Consider the following 15573-nt stretch of genomic DNA (forward strand, 5'->3'; position numbering starts at 1 on the left):
GTTCCACTCGGCGGTGATCGGCGGGCGGGTCACCACCGGCGTACCCCGTTCCACTCGGCGGCGAACTCGGCGCCGTCGGCGGCGTCGAGCACCTGCACCCCGGCGGTCCGGGCCGGCGCCGGCATCGGGTCGCCGAAGATCCCGGCCAGCACCGACGGGTACGCCGCCCGCAGCGCACCGAGCTGCCCCAGGTCGTCTCGGGCACCGGGCCCGGTGAGGAAGATCAACGTGTCGCCGAGCCGCTGCTGACGCAGCCGGTCCAGCACCGCCCGCAGCGGGTCACCGGCCGGTCCGGCGACCGTCGCCGACGTGTACGGGTCGGCGTCGGACAGGTCCCGCGACAACGCCGACGTGGTCCGTAGCTCGGCGGCGGCGAGCCGGTCCAGGAAGTTGTCGCCGGTGTTCGGGTCGGCGACCAGCAGCAGCGCGATCGGCAGCTCCTCCCGGCGGGCCGCGGCGACCACCGACGCCGCCGCCTCACAGGCCGACTCGAACGACTCCGCCACCCCGTCGACCAGCACCGGGTGCGCGGCGGCGCGGTCGTCGAGCAGGACCACGATCCGGGGCAAACTGGTGTCCAGGTGTTCCCGGACCATCAGCTCACCGATCCGCGCACTGGTGCGCCAGTGCACCCGGCGCAGTTCGTCACCGACGACGTACTCGCGCAACGAGTCGAACGTGATCGACCCGTGCGGCACCCGGTCCACCCGGCCGTCCATGCTCCGCGCCACCCCGGCCGGTACGGCGTTCAGCGGGTGGATCCGTGGGTGCACCCAGACCTGGGCGGTGTTCCCGTGTGCGCGGGCCAGGACCACCAGCCCGAGGGCGTCGTGGCCGGTGACCCGCAGTGGGCCGACCGGCACCACCCCCCGGCGGTGGGTCGGCACCGGGTAGCTGACCGTCGTGTCCCGCCCCGGGCGAAGCCGCAGCAGCGGGACCGGCACCGGCCGGTTGCCGCATCGGTCCTCGGCGATCATGTTCGCCGACCGGAGCCGGCCACCGTTGCGTACGGTCAGCGTCATCGTCGCCGGCTCGCCCCGACCGACCCGGTCCGGTTCGGCCTGGCGGGACACGTCGAGTCGTGGACGCCAACCGGCGACCGCGACCGCGCAGCCGACCGCGATCAGCGCGGCGGCGCCGAGCAGGGTCAGTTCGGGGTAGCCGAACCGGAAGCCGAGCAGCAGGAGCAGACCGGCACAGGCGAGCAGGCCGATGCCCCGGGAGGTGATCTTCATGGGCGTGCCGGGTCAGGCTCCGGCCCGGGCGAGCTGCCCGGAGGGGAGCGGCACCGGCACCGACGCCACCGCCTGGCGGAGCACCTCGGCGGCGGTCAGCCCCCGCACCTGGGCGTCGGTGGCGAGCAGGATGCGGTGCGCGAAGACCGGTTCGACCAGCGCCTTCAGGTCCTCGGGCTGGATCCACGCCCGCCCGTCGATCAACGCGTACGCGCACGCCGCCCGGGTCAACGCGATCACCCCACGGGGGCTCACCCCGACCCGCACCTGGGGGTGGCTACGGGTCGCGGCGGCCAGCCGGACCGCGTACGCGTAGAGCGGGTCGGCGATGTGCACCCGTTGCGCCATCCGGACCATCTCGCCGACGGTGGCGGTGTCGGTGACCGGTTCGAGCGCCTCCGGGGAGCGGACCGTCGCCCCGCGCAGCACCTCGATCTCGACCGCCTCGTCCGGGTAACCGATGGTCAGCTTGACCAGGAACCGGTCGAGCTGCGCCTCCGGCAACCGGTAGGTGCCGTCCATCTCGACCGGGTTCTGCGTCGCCACGACCAGGAACGGCGACGGGACCGGGTGCCGTACGCCGTCGACGGTGACGGTGCGTTCCTCCATCACCTCCAGCAGCGCCGACTGGGTCTTCGGCGACGCCCGGTTGATCTCGTCGGCGATGACGATGTTCGCGAACACCGGACCCGGGTGGAACTCGAAACCCCGGCTCGCCTGGTTGAAGATCGTCACCCCGGACACGTCGGAGGGGAGCAGGTCCGGGGTGAACTGGATCCGCCGCCACTGTCCGCGTACGGTCGCCGCGATCGCCCGCGCCAGGGTTGTCTTGCCCACCCCCGGCACGTCCTCGAGCAGCACGTGCCCCTGGGCGAAGAGCGCGGTCAGTGCCAGCCGGACCACCTCCGGCTTGCCCAGCACCACCGAGCTGACGGCCTCCGAGAGCCGGGCGGCCAGCGCGGCGAACCCCTGTACGTGCTGCGGGCTGAGCGGTTCGGTACCGGTCATCGGCGCGACTCGTTGCTGTTCATCGGCGGATGGTGCTCCTCGCGCGATCGGTCCGGTTCGGCGGTTCGGGTGCCCCCACCGGCCCGCCCGCTGTGTTTTGGTCAGCGGTCGGACCGGTGGCGGTGGTCAGGTGCGGTTCAGCAGTTCGGTAGCACGTTGATGTCGGCCCCGCCCTCGAGGTTCAGCCAGGCGAACGGGATGTAGTTGCGGCCGTTGAAGTCCACCTGGATCCACCAGGTGCTGCGCTTACGGTCGTTGTAGATGTAGGAGTCGACGTCCTCACCCTTCACCTTGCAGTACGTCCGCAGCCGGGTGCCGGGCTCCGCCCAACCGGCCTGCCGGTCGTTGTCCTGCTGCGGCACCCGGAACACCTCGTTGCCGTTGCGACCGGAACGCTCGGTGTTGCAGTAGGTGCTGGTCGCCGGGTCGGTGGTTTTCACGTTGTTGCAGGTGGCGACCCCGAACAGCGCCGGCGTGGTCTGGGGACGGTCGCCCGTACCGGTCCCGGCGGCGTTGCGGGCCGTCACCGTGACGGTGTAGGCCGTCCCCGGGGCCAGCCCGGTGACCCGGATGCTGGAACAGGCCCCCGTGACCGCCGCCCGCCCCGGCACCGCCGCCGTGCAGGTGGTCTGGCCACCGCCCGCGTCCACGGTGAAGTTCACCGTGACCGACGTCGCGTCGGCGGAACTGCCGGTGACCGTCACCCGGGGCGCCGCCACCGTACGCGCCGTGGCGCTCGCCGGGGCACCGGCACCGGCCTCGTTGACCGCGTGCACCTTCACCGCGACCGTCTGGCCGTTGCCGAGCCCGGTCAACTTCGCCCGGGGCTCGGTCACCTCGACGGTCTTGCCGGCGGCGGCGACCACGTACTTGGTGATCGGGCGGCCGTTGTCCACCGCATCGGCCCAGACCACCGACACCGCACCGGCCTCACCGGCCACCGTCGTCGCGGAGAGCTGGGTGGGCGCGCTCGGCTTCGCGAACGGCACCACCGAGTTGCTCACCGGCGACGGGGCCGAACCCGCGCCCTTCTCGTTCACCGCCACGACCTGGAACGCGTACTGGTTGCCGTAGTCCAGCTCACCGGCCGGGATGACCAACTCGGTTTTGGTCGACTCGCCGGCCAGCGCGGTCGCGCCGGCCGATATCGCCGTCACCGCGTACCTGGTGATCTTGTAACCCTGGCCGTTCGCCGCCGGCCACCGCACCAGCACCGTGCCGTCCGGCCGCTCCTGGGCGGTCACACTCGCCGGGGCGTCCGGCACCTCCGACGTCGGCACCACCGCGTTGCTGCTCTTCGCCGGCCCGGTGCCCTTCGCGTTCACCGCCCGCACCGAGAACCGGTACGACTGCCCGTTCGTCAGCCCGGTGATCTCCAGCGAGCGCTGGTTCGCACCGACCTCGTACTCCTTGCCGGCACCCTCCACCAGGTAGCGGGTGATCGCCGAGCCGTTCGCCGGAGCGGACCGCCAACTCACCCGGGCCCGCGCGTTCCCGGCCGCGGCCGTCACGTTGCGCGGCGCACCCGGCTTGCTCACCACCGGCTTCGGCGGGGGCGGCGGTGGCGGAGCGGCCGGCGGCGGATCACCACCGAGAATGTCGTTGGCGTACTTGTTCACCGACCGGGCCGTGTTCTTGTCGTCGACGACCTGGGCGTTCGCCGAGTTCGGCGCGTTGATGAACAGGTGGTTCTCCCGCACCTCCAACTCCAGCGGCCCGTTCGCGCCGGGAACCTCGATCTTGTCGATCTGCTTGCCGGAGGCGTCGAACGAGTAGACCGTGCCGGTCTGCTTGTCGGCGCAGTAGAACCGGCCCGCCCAGGCCACCGCCGGTTCCAGGGCGCCCACACCCGGGACCGAGAACTGCTGCTCGACCGCGCCCTCGCCGACCACGTAGACGTTGCGGTCATCCGGCACCGTCACCGCCACCCGGGGACCGTTCGTCCGCGCCGGCAGCGAGCCCGGTCCACTCGTCGACAGCGTCACCTTCTTCGGCTCGGCGTCGCCGCGCACCGTGGTCAACACGTTGCTGGTCCGGTCGAGCACCGCGACCCCGTCGTCCAGCGTGGAGATCGTCAGCTCGTGACTGGGCTCGGCAACCGTCAGGCTGCGTACCGCCTTGGGCGCCAGGCCGGTGCCCGCCTTCCCGGCGGCGGTCGCCGCGGCCGACGGCAACGCCGCCGCCGTGATCGCCGAGACGGTGCCCTCGCTCGGCACCCCCACCCAGAGCCGACCCTTGCCGTCGAACGAACCGCCGGTGATTCCCGGCGGGAACCGAACCGGTTCACCGATCGGCACCAACGAACGCGGGTCGAGCTGACGTACCAGACCCTGCACCGAATCCACCACGAACGCCGCGTCCTCGTGCAACGCGACGTTGACCCCGATCCCGGCGGTATTCTGCGTCCGCGCGATCACCTGCAACGTCGCCAGGTCCAGCGAGCTGATCTGACCCGTCTTCAAATCACGCAGGACCAGCAGCTTGTCGGTCTGGACCACCTGCATCGGATGGTTGCGACCATCCGGCACCCGGGTCCGGGTGTCCACCCGAGCGGTGATCCCGTTCACCCGCGCCAGCTCACTGCGCGCCGCGCTCCACAACCAGGCGCTCGCGTCGTAACTGGCGACCGCGTTGTCCGCCGCGCCGAGCCCGAGCACGGTCAACCCCATCGCCGCGACCAGCGCTCCGACCGTGCCGATGGTGACCAGACCGCCGCGCATCCGGGACCGTCGGACCGGTGTCGCACCGGCCGTCGACCCGGAACCGTCGCCGCCGGGCTCGTTGGTGCTCATGGTGCCGTTATCTGTGGTGACCACAGCCGGCCGCCTTCCCAACTGATCGCGATCACATCGACCGCGCGCCTCCCAGGAACCGGGTGCCATCATATGGGCTGGTCAATCGAGCTGGAAACCCGCCGTGTGAGCTGTGGACACAATCGGTGCCAACTGTGGACGACAAACAATAGATCATTCGTTGTCCCAGGTCAGGGCCGTGCCGCCGGGGTCAGGACCGGTCCGTGCAGACCTGCTCCGAGGTGGCGACCATCTCGGTCGAGTAAACCGCCACGACCGTAAAACAATAGTCGACCCGAGCATTGAGCCCATTGACCGTGTAGCTCGTACTCCCCGGATCGACCGTCGCCAACGGACCCAACGGCTGCGAACGACGACCACCGGCGAGAATGAACGACACCGTACCGCCGCTCGGGTCGGTCCAACTCACCGTCACCGCCGTACCCTCGTCGCGGAGGACCAGCTTCGTCGGCGGGTTCCCACCCGCCTGTGGCCCGGTGTTCGCCTCACCGGTCGCCGCACCGCTCGGACCCGTCACCGGCCCGGTCGGCTGCGACGGCACCCCACGGTCGAGCAGCGTCACGACCACCACCACGACCGCCGCGAGCACCGCCGCCAACGCGGCGACACTGGCCGCGATCACCGCGCCGTAGCTCCGCACCGGCTCGGTCGGTGCCGGGGCCGTCGAGGGCGGCGTCGAGATCACCGGGTACGCCGGCACCGCCTGCTGCGGAATCACCGGGTACGCCGGCACCGCCTGCTGCGGAATCACCGGGTACGGCGGCTGCGGTGCCACGGGTGTCGCCTGCGTCATCGAAGTCGACGCTGGTGGTGCCGTTGTCGGCGCCGGATGTGTCATCGGCGGCGCCGGATGTGTCATCGGCGGTGTGGGCGTCGGCGGGGTCGCCGGTGCCCGGGCCACCGTGGGCGCCGCCACCGATGTCTGGGCGGCCCGGGGCGAGAGCACCGGAAGCTGCTGCGTGGCCTGCTGAGCCGGCGCCACCTGCGCCTGCTGTGGCTGTGGCGTACGCGGTGTCTGCGGTGTCTGCGGTGTCACCATCGGCTCGGCCGGTCGGGGCGACGGCACCAGCGGTGCGGACGTCTGTCGGAATGTCGTCGAAGCTGGGACGGGCTCCGTCGGAGGCGTTGTCACCCGGTACGCCCCGTCCGCGCCCGCCGGGGGCTGCTCCGGGTTTCCGGTGGCGACCGAGGCTGTCCCGGTCGTCGGGGTGCCGAAGGTGGCGGCCGTCGTTCCGGCGGTCTCCGTTGGGCCGGTGATGCTGCTGGCGCCACCGCCGTTCGACGGGGTCTCGCCGAGGTACTCACGTGCCGCCCGTACCGTCCAGTGGTCCTCGCCGAGGGAGGCGGGCCCGGCGGTGGCCACCCGAGTGAAGTTCCGACGGGCCTCGTGCCGGTTGCCCAACTCCTCGGCCACCGTTCCCAGGTCGAAGGAGACCGCCAGGAGCAGCGGGTCCCCGTCACCCCAACGGCGCAGACCGGCCGCCAACGCCTCCTCCAGCACCCGCCGCGCGGCGGCCGGATCGTCGGCCTGCGTGTGCAGCCGGGCGAGCAGGTGCGCGGTGGCGAGCACCTCCCGGTCATCCTCCCCGTACGCCGGACGACCGGCCTCGATCGCCTGGGCGAGCAGCCGGCGGGCGGCGGGGGAGTCACCGGCGTCGGAGAGCGCCTGCGCGTTACGACGTACGGCGGGCAGGGGCGGCGGCTGGGACACGCCCGTCATCGTGCCTGCCGGACCGCCCGCCCCGCCACCCGACCCGGCGGGGGCCACTCCCATTCGGTCGGCCGAACCCTGGGCCGCTGTCGGCTTCCGGACAGGGGCGCCTGCCGAAGTGGACCACCTCGCGCCCCCCGGCCCGAGTCGGCCGGGGCCACCGAGTAGTAGAAGCGGACCGTGATTCGGATCGGGAGGCGGCCCGTGTGAGTGCCTCCGGCTGAGCCGGTCGGTACGGTGAACGCGCGGCCTGGCGCGCAGATGTCAGGGCCGATGAGGGTGTGGCCGGTTCACGGCAGCGCGGCGGTCACGTCGAGTTCCACCAACTGGCCGGGGAAACCGAGCTGGGCCACCCCGAGCAGGGTGCTGGCGGTGGTGAACGCCGCCGCGAGCGGCCCGTCCTGTAGCCGCTGCCAGACCTCGCCGAGCACCGCCCGCTGGTCGCTGACCACGTAGATCACCGTCCGTACGACCTGCTCCGGTCCCGTACCCACGGCGGCCAGCGCGATCAGCGTGTTCCTGACCACCTGATCCACCTGATTGCCGAGATCGCCCGGTCCGACCAGCGAGCCGTCGGAGTCGAGCGGGCACTGCCCGGCGAGATAGGCCATGCGCCCCGCGGGCACCACCGTGACGTGGTGGTAGCCGGGAGTGGGATGCAACCCCTTCGGGTTCGTACGAGTGATCGTCATGGGGCCAGGGTCGTTCCGCCCGTACGGCACCGCCAGCGAATATCCCCCGATGGCGCGTTTGTCCAGGTCACGGGCGGTGTGTGGTGGGCGTTGTGCATGATCCATGCCTGCCGTGTACAGTAATCCACCGTGCGGCCCGCAGGGCGGAACTTGGAAGGGAAACCGACCAAGATCAGCGGTGGGATCGGCATGTAAGTCCGGGTGGCGGAATGGCAGACGCGCTAGCTTGAGGTGCTAGTGCCCGTATAGGGCGTGGGGGTTCAAGTCCCCCCTCGGACACAAAACCGTGGTGAGTTCACCACCACTTTCCGGCAGGTCAGACCACTTTTTGTGGGTCGGTGGATCGTCAACTTCTTCGATCCGCGCGGCGTCTTCCAGGTGGTGGTCATCGTGACTACTCGTCTCGTTACGTCCTTCGTCCCACCGAAGATCGACTCTGTGTCGGCCCGCCGGATTGCCACCGCGAACCTGGACCGGGTGTGGGTGACACCAGCGGGTCTGGCACCCATCCGTGTGCGTTCGTCGTTCTACGGACCGGCGGCCGTCGACGATCGTGGCAAGGTCTGGGCGCAGTACGTGCTCGGTCGTCTGGGCTGGGAGCCCGCCACTCTCCTTTCCCTCACCGAGCAGTCCGGTCTGCTTGTCGTCCGAGCGGACGAGGGCGGGCGGTACGGGCTCACATCGACCGGGCATCTGCGGATTCCGTCCACCCTTCGGCACTGGTGCGGTCTGGAGGCCGGTGCCCGGGTCCTGCTGGTGGCCGACCCGGATCGGGAACGTCTGGTGATCCATCCTCCGGCGTCGATTGACGCCATGATCTCCCGCACCTACGCCGAGGTCTTTCCAAGTGGTGCGTCATGACGGTAGCCACGGCCACCGCTGGCCGTCCCGAAATCCAAGCGGCACTGGTGCTGCTGGCCGGGCTGGGACTGACGCCTGCCGGTCTTGATGTTGCCGCGGCTGAGACCCGGCGGCCGGTGCCGACGTTCACTGAGTACGTGCCGAAGGTCAAGGAGGCGGTGACGTCGGGAACCCTGAAAACCTACGGCACCTACTGGCATCGGCTCGTGGAAAGGTGGCCAGACAAACGGCTGACCGAACCGACAACCCTGGACCTGATCACGCTCGGCAAGAAGATCCGGAGCGGGCGGGTGGTGCGGCGCAACGGGCGGGGTGGTGCCGGAGCGGAGGAGAACTACGTCGCCGCGATCAGGTGCCTCTACAAGTTTGCCGTCAACGACGGCGTGATCACGGAGGCCGAGAGTGCCGCTGCCCGGGTCGCGAAGCCGAAACGGACCGCGAGTACCCGCTCCGCGCTGCCCGACGATCGCAGCACAGCCCACCCGTGGTTACTCGGCCCCCTCGCGCCACGAAGGGTCTGACGAACGAGATTGATGACCCGGGAGACAGCACCCGGGCGCCCCACCGGGCCACGGTCGCTACGAGTCGCCGGAGGGACCCACGATCGAGGTCCCGGTCCGGACCGGCACCCCGAGGTTGGGCGAGCCGTCCGAGTTCCAGGTGATCTTCTGTGCCCGCGTGGTGCGGGTGGTGCCGCAGCCCTGGCTGGCGGACGAGTTCGCATGGTAGACAACCCACGTCTCGGCATTGTCGGGTGACCTGACGAAGGAAGCGTGGCCCGGGCCGTAGACGCCGTTGGCGTCACTGCGCTGGAAGATCGGCGTGGACTTCTTCGTCCACGAGCTGGCCAACAGCGGGTCGCCACCGGTCCACGTCAGCATGCCGAGCTTGTAGTCAGGCGTGCCACAGAAACTCGCCGAGTACGTCAGGTACGTCCTCCCGCCGTTGTACACGGCGTACGGGCCCTCGTTGACCGGCTGGCCCTGCCGCTCCCACGACAGCGTCGGGGACGAGATCCGTACACCGTTCCGCGAGACCTGGGTCGGCGACGACATCGGCGCGATGAACAGAGACTGCAGCCCGTCGCTGCCGAACGCGGAGTACGCGAAGTAGTTTCCCCGGCCACTCAGTCGAACCACGCTCCCGTCGATCGCCCACCCGCCGTTGGGCTGCAGATTGAGAATGCCCCGGTAGGTGTACGGCCCGAGCGGGTCGGTCCCGGAACTCTCCAGCACGCCGGTCCGGCGCTCACCCTGGCCCGGCGACGCCGCCGCCGAGAAGTACAAATACCACCGGTTGTTGATGAACTGGATGTCCGGTGCCCACATCGTGCAGCAGCCGGGCCCGGCAGCCAGGGTGAACACCGTCCGCTCCGCCGCGGTCTTCAAACCGGCCATCGTGGATGACGTGCGCATGACGATGTTCGAGGACCACGTCGTGGCCACGTAGTACCAGTTGCCGTTGTAGTAGGCGATCGACGGGTCCGCGCTGTTGGGCGTGCCGACGAGGGGATTGGTGAACGACGGTCCGGGCGCCGCGAGCGCGGGCGAGGCGGGTACGGCCGCGCCCAGGACCGACGCGAGCATGGCCGCGACGGCGATGCTGACCGGCCGTCGCACCGATTTGAGCCTGGCTTGCACGAACATCGTGGGTCCTTTCCGGAGACCTGTGCGGGGGGATGGGGGGCACTGCCGGTCTGCGATCGATCCGTGCATGCGTCGGCGCTGTCTCCGCCCGTCGAGTATCGCGATGGAAACCACCGTCGTGACCGCTGGTGGGGCGAGGGCAATCCGTTGTCGACATACCACCCAGCGCCGTGAACGGCTCGGGTGGGCCGCCGGCGGTGGCGTGGGCCGAACTGGACGGGCGAACTCCCAGCGTACGAAGTGTGGTGAGTGACGTCGTGAGCGCGACGGTGACCGGCGAAAACGGTCTTGCTCCGATCATTGCTCCTCCACCCTTTCTCTTCGGGACGAAGCCGTACGGCCGCGGGGCGACGACCGCCGGGCGGCTCCCGGCGCCTTTCGGAAGGTGCTCCCTCCGTGTGATGCCACCCCGGATGGGGGACGCGTCACCCCGACCTGCCTGAGCCTGTTTCGGAGGGGTTGCGGCCATGTGGCGCAACGCGTCACTTGGGTTACATCTATAAGCGGCGATCCCGCCCGGACGCCACACTCCGAACCAAGTCGTTCGCGAACGAACGCAAACGAACACGTCCCGGGGACCTGGCTCCGGGGGTCGCGGAAGCGGTCCTGGCGGCGAACTACGTGGTGGCGCGGCTGCGGGCGGTTCGCCAGGTGCCATGGTGAACCCGCCGACCGCGGCCCACGCGCGACGGGCAGTCAGGGCGGCTCGGTTGGTCGGCCGGACGCTCGGTGCGGGGGAGTGGCGATCGACAGTGTTCGAAGGGTTGACAGTCCAGCTTGTTATCGCTAACACTCATCGGCAACCCAGAGTTAACGAGCGGTCATCGGCGGCAGGCGCGGACGCGACTACCGGTCTTGATTTACGCGCTGGTCGTGGCCTTCGCTTGGGCGCATCCCGTGCCGTCGTCTTCTGGCCACGCGCTTCGGAGAAGTAGGTCACCATGAATGTTAGCGTTCACACGTATTTCCCCTGGCTGCGGCGGCGCCGGGGTGGGCGGCATCCGCCCTCCCCAGGGCACTGGTACCTTCGGTTTGCCATCGCGCCGGTCGACCCCCGGCCGCCGATCCCGGGACCAGTTCCCTCAGCCGCCGCGATCGTCGCTGCCACCCGGCGAGAGCTCCTGCCCGCCCGGGGACATTGGCGTCTCGACGTGGCCCACGCGAAGCGCGGAGCCGCTCCTTGGCCGGGCGGAACGCCGATGTTCCGCGGCGGTCCAGTCGCGTCCAAGGTCCTCTGAAGAACAGGCCCGGCGCCACCACCCATGCGGCTGACCCGGACTGCCATCACGAATCCGCCGAGTCGCTGACCTCGCCGATCCCACCCGTCCGACGCAACCCCAGGAGGTAGCCGAAGTGACAACCGATGAGACCGCCGTAACCAGACGCGGCCGATGGCGGTCCGTGTTGGCCGGTGTCCTTGCGATGGTGGCCGCCGTCCTCGCCTTTCCGGCCGCGCCGGCCAGCGCCGCCGGTACGTACGTGTACACGACGTTCAAGGGCGATGGTGCCGCCGACCAGGAGCTGTGGGTGTACGAGTCGACGAACGGCACGACCTTCAGCGCTCTCGCCGACACCAACTACCGTGGGCCGACGGGTGTGCTGCGCGACCCGAGCATCATCAAGCAGGGCGACCGGTACTACATCGCCTACACGGTGCAGTCGTGGACCACGAACTCCACCCATTTCAACATCGCCACGAGCACGAACCTGACCTCCTGGACACACGTCGCGAGCGTGGCTTCGGGTATCTCCAACACACGCTTTGTCTGGGCGCCAGAGTTCTTCGTCGATGGTGGCACGATTCGGATCATTGCCAGCGTCGCGCAGACGACCTGCTCGGCCTGCTTCCGACCGTACGTGTACACGGCGCAGAACAGCACCCTGACCTCGTGGAGCGGTCCGGCCCAGATGTGGGGCCTCGGCACGAATCACATCGACACGTTCGTCGTCCGTGACGGTGGCACGTACCACGCGTTCGTCAAGGACGAGACGTCCAAGTACATCGAACACTGGACGACCACGGCGAACCTGACCAGTGGCTGGGTGCAGCGTGCGGCGCTCTGGACCGCGGGACACGAGGGCCCGTCCGTGCTCCGGATGGATGACGGAACGTGGCGGATCTACATCGACCGGTACACCAACGGAGGGATGTGGACCGCGACGAGCCGTGATCTGAACACCTGGTCTGACATCACCAGGGTGACGTGTTCCGGGTGTCGGCACGGCACGGTCACCCGCCGGTAGGTCATTCGGCCGTCACGGGTGCGATCCGAACGGTCAGGTCGGACCCACCTAGCAGAAGGGAACCGCACAATGCGCCTTCGCCGAAAAGTGCTCGCGCTACTAGCCGTCATGTCAACCGTCGTCACCGCCGCCGCGGTCGTGGTCGCGCCCGGGGTGGCGTCGGCGGCGAACACGGCCTACGTGTTCGCGTACTTCACGGAGACGCCGAACATGAACGGGGCCAACTACGGTCTGCACCTGGCGGTCAGCCAGGATGGCCTGAACTGGTCGCCGTTGAACCAGAACAATCCTGTGGTCACCCCGTCCGCCGGTACGGGCGGTCTGCGCGACCCGTTCATCCTGCGTAAGCGGGACGGTACGTTCGTCGTCCTGGCCACTGACCTCAACGGGACGGACTTCAGCCAGAACAACCAGTACCTGCACGTGTGGGACTCGACGAACCTGACCAGCTTCACCGGGTACCGCCGGATCCGGATGCACAACCTGAACACGCACACGTGGGCGCCTACGGCGTTCTGGGACGCGGCTCGCGGCCAGTACGGCATCGTGTACTCGGCCAACAACGGCAGCGATGTGCTGATGGTCAACTACACCTCCGACTTTCGGACCGTCAGCGCCAACCAGGTCTTTTTCAGCCCGGGTTTCCCCGTTCTGGACGGCGACGTCGTCGTCGACGGCTCGACCTACTACCTGTACTACAAGAACCTCACCAGCGGCCTGCTGTACGGCGCGCGATCGTCCAGCGGTGCACCGAACAGCTTCGCCACGTACACGGCCGGGCTGCGGCAGGGGAACGCGATCGAGGCACCGCTGCTGGTGAAGAACAACGAGGGCAGCGGCTGGCGACTGTGGGGCGACTCGTTCAGCCCGGCCAACAACGACTTCTACGCCTGGTCCACCGGCAACATCGGCGGTAACGCGTGGACGGTGATGAACCAGCGCACATTCGCACCACCGCTGAATGCCAAGCACGGCTCGATCGCGGGGATCAGTTCGGTCGAGTACAACGACCTGGTGTCCCGGTGGGGCCTGCCCACCTGGGTGCGGCTGAAGTCATCGAACTTTCCGGACCGGTTCGTGCGGCACGCGGACAACCTCGGGCGCCTTGACCCGTACCCGTTCGACCCGTACCAGGACCAGATGTGGCGCATGGTGCCCGGCCTGGCCGACTCGGCTGGGGTTTCCTTCCAGTCGGTCAACTACCCGAGCCGGTACCTGCGGCACCGTAACTACGAAGTGTGGCTGGACGCGAACGACGGAACCGCCGCGTTCCACGCGGACGCGACCTTCTACCGGGGCGCCGGGTTGGCGGACAGCGCCTGGTCGTCCTTCCGTTCGTACAACGTCCCGGACCGTTACCTGCGGCACTCCAACTACGTCCTGCGCATCGATCCGCTCAGCTCCACCTCGAGCGCCGCGGACCGGCAGGACGCGACCTTCCGGGTCACCCCGTAACGCGGCAACTCCGTGAACTCGGCCCGGGGTGGACGAGCGCATCCCCCCGCACGTCCACCCCGGGCCGCTGCGAGCACAGTCCCCCGAAGAGATTCGAGACGTCCTGGAGGAACGATGACACGCATCCTGCTGTCCCGTGCGGCGCGGTGTGCCGGACGGCGATTCCTTGCCACCCCCATCGCGTTGGCCGCGGTGGTGGGCGTCATCCTCGCGACCGCATTCGTGGCTACACCAGCCTCGGCGGCGCCGGCCGTCAGGTACACCAACCCGTTGGCGGCGCAGCGGGCGGATCCGCACATCTTCAAGCACACGGACGGCTACTACTACCTCACGGCGACCGTCCCGGCCTACGACCGGATCGTGCTGCGACGGGCGACGACGTTGCAGGGACTCGCCAGCGCTCCCGAGACCACCATCTGGACCAGGCACAGCAGTGGTGAGATGTCGGCACACATCTGGGCACCGGAGATCCACTTCATCAACGGCAGGTGGTACATCTATTTCGCCGCCGGACGGGCCGACGACATCTGGCGCATCCGGATGTACGCGTTGGAGAACTCCAGCGCCAACCCGCTACAGGGCGGGTGGACCGAACGCGGACAAATCACCACCAACTGGGACTCGTTCGCACTTGACGCCACGACGTTCGTTCACAATGGCCAGCGATACCTGGCCTGGGCGCAGTCGGAGTCGGGGATCAACGCCAACTCCAGTCTCTACATCGCGCGGATGGGCGCCAATCCCTGGCAGATCACCGGGTCACAGGTGCGGATCAGCGTGCCGACCCTCGCGTGGGAAACCCGGGGCTACCGGGTCAACGAAGGACCGGCTGTCATCATCCGCAACGGTCGGGTTTTCCTGACCTACTCGGCCAGCGCGACCGACGCCAACTACTGCATCGGTCTGCTCACCGCCAACGCCTCGGCCAACCTGCTCAACCCGTCCTCATGGACGAAGAGCCAGTCTCCGGTCTTCGCGAGCAACTCGAGGACGAGCCAGTACGGACCCGGCCACAACTCGTTCACCGTCGCGGAGGACGGGCAGAGCGACATCCTCGTTTACCACGACCGTAACTACGAGAACATCTCCGGTGACCCGCTCAACAACCCGGACCGCCGCACACGGATCCAGAAGGTCTACTGGAACGCCGACGGCACACCAAACTTCGGCATCCCGGTGGCCGACGGCGTGACACCGTACCGGTTGCGCTCGGCGAACCTCCCGGACCGGTACGTTCGGCACTACGACTACCGCGCCCGCATCGACGCGAACGTCACCAGCCTCGCCGACTCGCAGTTCCGGATCGTCACCGGGCTCGGTGGGAGCGGGTCCGTCTCACTGGAATCGGCCAACTTTCCCGGGTACTACCTGCGTCACCGCAGCAACGAGGTCTGGGTCGAACAGAACGACGGCTCCACCCAGTTCCGCAACGACGCGAGCTTCTACCAACGTAACGGTCTGGCCGACTCGGCGGGAGTCTCGTTCGAGTCTCTCAACTTCGTCGGCCGGTACCTGCGGCACTACGACCACCTGCTGCACACCCAGCCGGTCAGCACCGCGACCGACCGGGCGGACGCCACGTTTTTCCTCGAGTAGCTTCGGCAACGGACCCCGGGGATGCGTGACTCGCGGACCGCCCGCCGACAAGCCGCCCGGACGCGCGAGCGCGCCGTGCACCAGGACGACACCGCCTTCCACGCGTTCCGCAGCGCCGGACCACCAGCACACCGATGGTCCGGCGCTGGTCGAGACAGCGCGGACCTGCGCCGATTACTTCCTCGCCCAGGTGCCCGCCGACCATCTCGAGTACTGGCCTGGCCGTGGACGGGGGCTGGCTCGCTCGTTAGGAGTGTGCGTTCCGTGCGGACAGATCGGTTGTTCAGCGCGCAGCGGCAGGAGCGGCTGCTC

The 15573-nt window shown here is 69.1% G+C and carries 11 protein-coding genes and 1 tRNA gene; 6 read left to right on the plus strand and 6 right to left on the minus strand.

The window, feature by feature from the left end; all coding sequences use genetic code 11:
• Positions 1–29: 29 nt before the first annotated feature.
• The 5 genes from ACI2K4_RS35520 to ACI2K4_RS35540 form a co-directional block, all read right to left on the minus strand.
• The gene (locus tag ACI2K4_RS35520; protein WP_404517535.1) at positions 30–1235 is read right to left on the minus strand and encodes a DUF58 domain-containing protein; all 1206 of its coding nucleotides are present in this window, start codon (positions 1233–1235) and stop codon (positions 30–32) included.
• 12 nt (positions 1236–1247) lie between these two features.
• Positions 1248–2243 (minus strand): AAA family ATPase, encoded by a 996-nt coding sequence (locus tag ACI2K4_RS35525; RefSeq protein ID WP_404517536.1) that lies wholly within the window; start codon positions 2241–2243, stop codon positions 1248–1250.
• 137 nt (positions 2244–2380) lie between these two features.
• A complete protein-coding gene (locus ACI2K4_RS35530) occupies positions 2381–4963 on the minus strand; it encodes a fibronectin type III domain-containing protein (protein WP_404517548.1) in 2583 nt (860 codons plus the stop codon).
• A gap of 283 nt (positions 4964–5246) precedes the next feature.
• The gene (locus ACI2K4_RS35535; RefSeq protein ID WP_404517537.1) at positions 5247–6767 is read right to left on the minus strand and encodes a tetratricopeptide repeat protein; all 1521 of its coding nucleotides are present in this window, start codon (positions 6765–6767) and stop codon (positions 5247–5249) included.
• 290 nt (positions 6768–7057) lie between these two features.
• Positions 7058–7459 (minus strand): RidA family protein, encoded by a 402-nt coding sequence (locus ACI2K4_RS35540; RefSeq protein ID WP_404517538.1) that lies wholly within the window; start codon positions 7457–7459, stop codon positions 7058–7060.
• Positions 7460–7654: 195 nt separating this feature from the next.
• Between ACI2K4_RS35540 and ACI2K4_RS35545 the strand changes: the two genes are divergently transcribed.
• From ACI2K4_RS35545 to ACI2K4_RS35555, 3 genes are all read left to right on the plus strand, one after another.
• Positions 7655–7738: transfer RNA gene (locus ACI2K4_RS35545), tRNA-Leu, on the plus strand.
• Between the two features lie 51 nt (positions 7739–7789).
• Positions 7790–8320, plus strand: coding sequence for a hypothetical protein (locus tag ACI2K4_RS35550; protein WP_404517539.1), 531 nt, complete (start codon positions 7790–7792; stop codon positions 8318–8320).
• Complete coding sequence (locus ACI2K4_RS35555) at positions 8317–8841, plus strand: integrase (RefSeq protein ID WP_404517540.1); 525 nt, start codon at positions 8317–8319, stop codon at positions 8839–8841. Before ACI2K4_RS35550 ends, ACI2K4_RS35555 begins: the two co-directional genes overlap by 4 nt.
• Before the next feature lie 57 nt (positions 8842–8898).
• Here the strand turns inward: ACI2K4_RS35555 and ACI2K4_RS35560 are convergent, their stop codons facing one another.
• Entirely contained in the window at positions 8899–9939 is a 1041-nt protein-coding gene (locus tag ACI2K4_RS35560; RefSeq protein WP_404517541.1) for a family 43 glycosylhydrolase, read from the minus strand.
• Positions 9940–11388: 1449 nt separating this feature from the next.
• Between ACI2K4_RS35560 and ACI2K4_RS35565 the strand changes: the two genes are divergently transcribed.
• The 3 genes from ACI2K4_RS35565 (at position 11389) to ACI2K4_RS35575 (ending at position 15261) form a co-directional block, all read left to right on the plus strand.
• Positions 11389–12210 carry a family 43 glycosylhydrolase gene (locus tag ACI2K4_RS35565; RefSeq protein WP_404517542.1) on the plus strand — a complete coding sequence of 274 codons (822 nt, stop codon included), beginning with the start codon at positions 11389–11391 and terminating at the stop codon, positions 12208–12210.
• A gap of 108 nt (positions 12211–12318) precedes the next feature.
• Positions 12319–13665, plus strand: coding sequence for a glycoside hydrolase family 43 protein (locus ACI2K4_RS35570; RefSeq protein ID WP_404517543.1), 1347 nt, complete (start codon positions 12319–12321; stop codon positions 13663–13665).
• A gap of 114 nt (positions 13666–13779) precedes the next feature.
• Entirely contained in the window at positions 13780–15261 is a 1482-nt protein-coding gene (locus ACI2K4_RS35575; RefSeq protein ID WP_404517544.1) for a family 43 glycosylhydrolase, read from the plus strand.
• Positions 15262–15573 lie beyond the last annotated feature (312 nt).

Origin of the sequence: Micromonospora sp. NPDC050397 (assembly GCF_044901685.1) — a bacterium.
Lineage (GTDB): Bacteria > Actinomycetota > Actinomycetes > Mycobacteriales > Micromonosporaceae > Micromonospora_G.

Excerpts from the sequence above, each read along its gene's own strand:
- ACI2K4_RS35530 (WP_404517548.1), bottom strand. The coding sequence starts at position 4,963 with ATGCGCGGCGGTCTGGTCACCATCGGCACGGTCGGAGCGCTGGTCGCG.
- ACI2K4_RS35555 (WP_404517540.1), top strand. The coding sequence starts at position 8,317 with ATGACGGTAGCCACGGCCACCGCTGGCCGTCCCGAAATCCAAGCGGCA.
- ACI2K4_RS35570 (WP_404517543.1), top strand. The coding sequence starts at position 12,319 with ATGTCAACCGTCGTCACCGCCGCCGCGGTCGTGGTCGCGCCCGGGGTG.
- ACI2K4_RS35540 (WP_404517538.1), bottom strand. The coding sequence starts at position 7,459 with ATGACGATCACTCGTACGAACCCGAAGGGGTTGCATCCCACTCCCGGC.
- ACI2K4_RS35575 (WP_404517544.1), top strand. The coding sequence starts at position 13,780 with ATGACACGCATCCTGCTGTCCCGTGCGGCGCGGTGTGCCGGACGGCGA.
- ACI2K4_RS35565 (WP_404517542.1), top strand. The coding sequence starts at position 11,389 with ATGGTGGCCGCCGTCCTCGCCTTTCCGGCCGCGCCGGCCAGCGCCGCC.
- ACI2K4_RS35525 (WP_404517536.1), bottom strand. The coding sequence starts at position 2,243 with ATGACCGGTACCGAACCGCTCAGCCCGCAGCACGTACAGGGGTTCGCC.
- ACI2K4_RS35520 (WP_404517535.1), bottom strand. The coding sequence starts at position 1,235 with ATGAAGATCACCTCCCGGGGCATCGGCCTGCTCGCCTGTGCCGGTCTG.